We start from the raw sequence: 4,136 nt of genomic DNA on the forward strand, positions 1-4,136 counted from the left end.
TGTGGCAACGTCTTTATGACCCACCTCGTGTTGGCCAAAAAAATCTGGGCGCAAATACGCCTTGTCGTTTTTGATTTAAATTTTCAGGGAGAAGAGGATTCTTATGTTGGCGGTCATAACCGCAGGACTAGCACCTGGACTTGCGTTATTAAGTTATTTTTATTTAAAAGATAAATATGAAGCAGAACCGATTGTGATGGTTTTTCGTATATTCGTTTTTGGGGCCCTTTTGGTGTTTCCGATTATGTTTATTCAATATGTGTTAGGGGTAGAAGAGGTATTTTCCCATACTCTTTTACAAGCCTTTTTATCTGTAGGCTTATTGGAGGAGTTTTTTAAGTGGTTTATCCTTTTTTATACCGTATATCAACATATTGAATTTGATGAACAATATGATGGAATCGTATATGGTGCTTCCTTGTCCTTAGGATTTGCAACTTTGGAAAATATTCTTTATTTATTTGCAAATGGGGTCCAGTTTGCGGTGGGCCGAGCACTTTTACCGGTCTCAAGTCACGCCTTATTTGGTGTGATAATGGGGTTTTATCTCGGTAAGGCTAAATTTTCAACGAAGGAAGAGAAAAAATGGATATTTATTTCCTTCTTGTTTCCATTTTTATTACATGGTTTTTATGATTACATACTGCTTTCAATGAAAAAATGGATTTTTATCATGGTACCATTTATGTTGTTCCTATGGTGGTTTGGATTACATAAAGTAAAAATTGCAAAACCTTAACCTGTCATTATTGGCGGGTTATTTTTTTATATGAATTAATAAGGTAATGGCGCGAGTCTTTCAGCTAGTAATATTTAATGTTTAATAGTGGTTACGAATGGGTAACTAGTATGTACAACAGCAAAATACAAAAAGGCTGTTATTAAAGGGTAAAATTATTAAAAATATTGAAAGGGTGACTAATCATGAAATACGAAAGAATTTTAGTAGCAATTGATGGTTCGGACGGAAGTAAACAAGCATTAGAATCTGCAGTTGAATTGGTGGGTAATAGCACTAAAAATCTAACCCTGATTCATGTTTTTAAAGGGAGCATGGTCACTCCTGTTTACGGCATAGCAGGTGTTGGTTATGTCAACCCAGAAATATTAGAGAACGAACTGCAAGAAACTAAAATGAACGAAAGAAGTCAAGGTGAAACCATACTAAGGAATGCCAAAGCAGAAGTTGAATCAAATAATTTAAATGCCTGTGTTAAGACGGAATTAATAGAAGGAGATGCGGCAAAAACCATTTGTGATTATGCTGAATTGAATCACATAGATTTAATTTTAATTGGGGAAAGAGGCCTTAGTGGGTTAAAAAAATTGGTGCTGGGAAGCGTCAGTAAAAAAGTTACATCTGATGCTGATTGCTCCGTTCTTGTTGTAAAATAAATGATAGTTGATTTATGCCTATTTTTATAGTTTTTAAGAATTAAGAAGGTTGCTCAAGATTGGGGTTTTATACCCCAATTATTTTTTTAAATTCATATCTTGTCTAACGCCCTAAAAAATGTCCAAGCAATTAATAATATTGCTTGGACATTTTTATTGGAAAGGTTGTGTGAGGGACTTTGCCCATTATTACTGCATTTTCTCGTTGTAGAATTTTACCGAATATAAAGCACCCTCATCAACCATATTGTTATCAGCTTGATCGTAGGGGTCGGGATGACCACCTTTTTCGATTGGGAGTCGCTCACTTTTTTCAAATACAGTTGGCTTGATCTTTCTTTTCAAATCACGTATAAAGCCCTCCGCTTTAATGCGATTAGGTTTGTTAGATANNTTCATTTTAAATTCCTCCTTTATCCAATTAGGAAATCAAGCTTCCATACTATCCTATTGTTCGGAATCTGGCGTGAGTTCGTCCACTGTCTTTAGCTCCGTGGCAGTTTTTGCCTGCTCCATTTCTTTCCCAAGTTTTTCGACTTCCTCCAAATTCTGAGCCATCGAACTATTATTAACATACTTTAATTTTTTCTTCTTCGCTTTTCCTCCTTTCCCTTTTAATACCCCGTTTTTTAAAAACAAAACATTTGTCTGTTTATTTAGAATCCTTCGGTATAATTTCACATACAACCGTCCATGCAATTTTAAAAAAAATTCAAAAAGAGATTTAGAATTCGGTTTAGCAGGCTTAATGCGCGTATGGCTGACGAAGCAGAATGATATGGAATGAATGAAAAAAATCTTAAAATTGAAACCCGAGAAGCGCCATTAAGTGAATTGGAACAAATTGAAATTAATTTACTGTTGGAGGGTGTTTATCAAAAATTTGGTTATGATTTTCGTAGCTACGTCCGAACTTCTTTAAGTAGAAGGATTTTCCATAGTATGAAGGCAGAAAGACTGCCGACTATCACAGCTTTATTGGAAAGAGTCCTACACGATCCGGCGTGTATGGAGCGATTATTGAATGATTTCTCCATCCGTGTGACGGAGATGTATCGGGATCCTCGTTTCTTTGCAGCGTTTCGTAGCGAGGTTGTGCCGATCCTACGGGACCTGCCGGAAATCCGGATTTGGCATGCTGGCTGCGCGACTGGGGAGAAGGTCTATTCAATGATTATCCTTTTCCTTGAAGAGGGGGTTGGCGGAAAAAACAAAAATCTATGCTACTGGTAAGAATGAAGAAGCGCTATCAGAGGAAGTAGTTTAATTTATCGCGGGACTCTGTAAATATGAAAAGGCTCAGTATTGAGCCTTTATTAAAATACCGAATTTGAACTGTTTAGTGTTTGCTATGTTCGCTTTACACTCCTCAGCAAAAAACTGAGGATGAACACGAGGATGATGGCGCCAATTAATGCGGGAATGATATAGAATCCACCAACCACTGGTCCCCATCCGCCGAAAATTAAGGATCCGAGCCATGCCCCAATAAAACCTGCTACAATATTTCCGAAAATGCCTCCTGGTATATCACGTCCAAGAATTAAACCTGCTAAATAGCCGATAATACCTCCGACAATTAATGACCAAATTAATTCCATTTTGCTATCTCCTTTCTGTTCGCAATTTCAACTACTTAATGACTTACCCGGAATTCAAATAAAATAAACCTTACATTCTTGTACAAAAAGATGTTTAAATTTTTTTAGAACGGTTATATAACATGCAAAGGAGGAGAATAAAATATGAAATATTCAAATCTAAGTTTTGAAAAATTAATTGGATCTCATCAAAGGGCAAGGCATAAGATAAGAGAATCAAAAACTTTGGAACAGGCTTTTGAGGATCCGATTATTCATCAAGAAATTAAAGGCAAACGGTCCTTTGTGCCTTTGAGCTTGAGTAAAGTGTGGAATTAGGTAAATTAGGAACTAATGGCACATGAAAAATCACTTCTTCACTTACCAGATTATCCGAGTGAACATTCCTTATTATATAAGTATGAAAAGTTGAATAACTAACTTTAAAAAACGACTAATCAATATTTAATCTGATTAGTCGTTTTATTCTTTCCTGAATCAAACCCCCACCAAAAATCATAATTCATATATTCAGTTCATTTTATTCTTTAAATACTTATGAATAAAATACCAGCCTCTACAGAAAATACTTGTAAGTATATATAGAAAATGGTTAGGGAGGTAATTGATTATGAACTTTAAAAAGTATTTGATGTTCCCCATCGTCCTTATCATGTTTGTTAGTGTGTTCATTGGAGGAACTACTAATAATGTTCAAGCTTTTTCTGAGCAGACTATTCAACGTGGTGCAACAGGTGACGATGTAATTGAGTTGCAATCAAGACTACAATATAACGGCTATTACCACGGCACCATTGACGGAGTTTACGGCTGGAGTACATACTGGGCAGTCCGAAATTTCCAGAAGTCATTTGGCCTTGAAGAGGTAGATGGATTAGTCGGTGACAAAACAAAAGCAATGATTAACCGCTTTACAAAGTATAATAAGCAATTTGTACACAACAATTTACGTAAAGGGAATCGTTTCACCCACTATGGCGGTGTTCCTTGGAGTATTCAATCAGCTCCGTCTGAACAGAATATCCAAAAAGCAAAAACGACAGCAGAGGCAAGACGTACTGAAATAGAAAAACAATTTACGGCAGAGCAAAAGCAGCCTCAGGCAAAGGCACCTGCAGCACAGCCAAAGCAACCGCAAGC

General features: G+C 36.5%; 7 protein-coding genes. 5 read left to right on the forward strand and 2 right to left on the reverse strand.

Features of this window, described 5'->3' with window-relative positions; genetic code table 11:
- Nucleotides 1-103 precede the first annotated feature (103 nt).
- Nucleotides 104-739, forward strand: coding sequence for a glutamic-type intramembrane protease PrsW (gene prsW / locus V7147_RS22635; RefSeq protein ID WP_335370059.1), 636 nt, complete (start codon nt 104-106; stop codon nt 737-739).
- Between the two features lie 185 nt (nt 740-924).
- Nucleotides 925-1,395 carry a universal stress protein gene (locus V7147_RS22640; RefSeq protein ID WP_335370060.1) on the forward strand — a complete coding sequence of 157 codons (471 nt, stop codon included), beginning with the start codon at nt 925-927 and terminating at the stop codon, nt 1,393-1,395.
- Nucleotides 1,396-1,842: 447 nt separating this feature from the next.
- Here V7147_RS22640 and V7147_RS22650 read toward each other — a convergent pair whose 3' ends face one another.
- Nucleotides 1,843-2,076, reverse strand: a complete 234-nt coding sequence (locus V7147_RS22650; RefSeq protein ID WP_335370062.1) for a hypothetical protein — start codon at nt 2,074-2,076, stop codon at nt 1,843-1,845.
- Nucleotides 2,077-2,178: 102 nt separating this feature from the next.
- On the opposite strand from V7147_RS22650, the gene V7147_RS22655 reads away from it, so the two are divergent.
- Nucleotides 2,179-2,628 carry a CheR family methyltransferase gene (locus tag V7147_RS22655; protein WP_335370063.1) on the forward strand — a complete coding sequence of 150 codons (450 nt, stop codon included), beginning with the start codon at nt 2,179-2,181 and terminating at the stop codon, nt 2,626-2,628.
- A gap of 116 nt (nt 2,629-2,744) precedes the next feature.
- Here the strand turns inward: V7147_RS22655 and V7147_RS22660 are convergent, their stop codons facing one another.
- Nucleotides 2,745-2,996, reverse strand: coding sequence for a GlsB/YeaQ/YmgE family stress response membrane protein (locus V7147_RS22660; protein ID WP_335370064.1), 252 nt, complete (start codon nt 2,994-2,996; stop codon nt 2,745-2,747).
- Nucleotides 2,997-3,140: 144 nt separating this feature from the next.
- On the opposite strand from V7147_RS22660, the gene V7147_RS22665 reads away from it, so the two are divergent.
- A complete protein-coding gene (locus V7147_RS22665; RefSeq protein WP_335370065.1) occupies nt 3,141-3,314 on the forward strand; it encodes a hypothetical protein in 174 nt (57 codons plus the stop codon).
- Nucleotides 3,315-3,606: 292 nt separating this feature from the next.
- The coding region (locus V7147_RS22670) for a peptidoglycan-binding protein (RefSeq protein ID WP_438824636.1) at nt 3,607-4,136 on the forward strand (530 nt) is incomplete at its 3' end.

This window comes from Bacillus sp. JJ1521 (assembly GCF_036965165.1).
GTDB lineage: Bacteria > Bacillota > Bacilli > Bacillales > Bacillaceae_L > Ferdinandcohnia.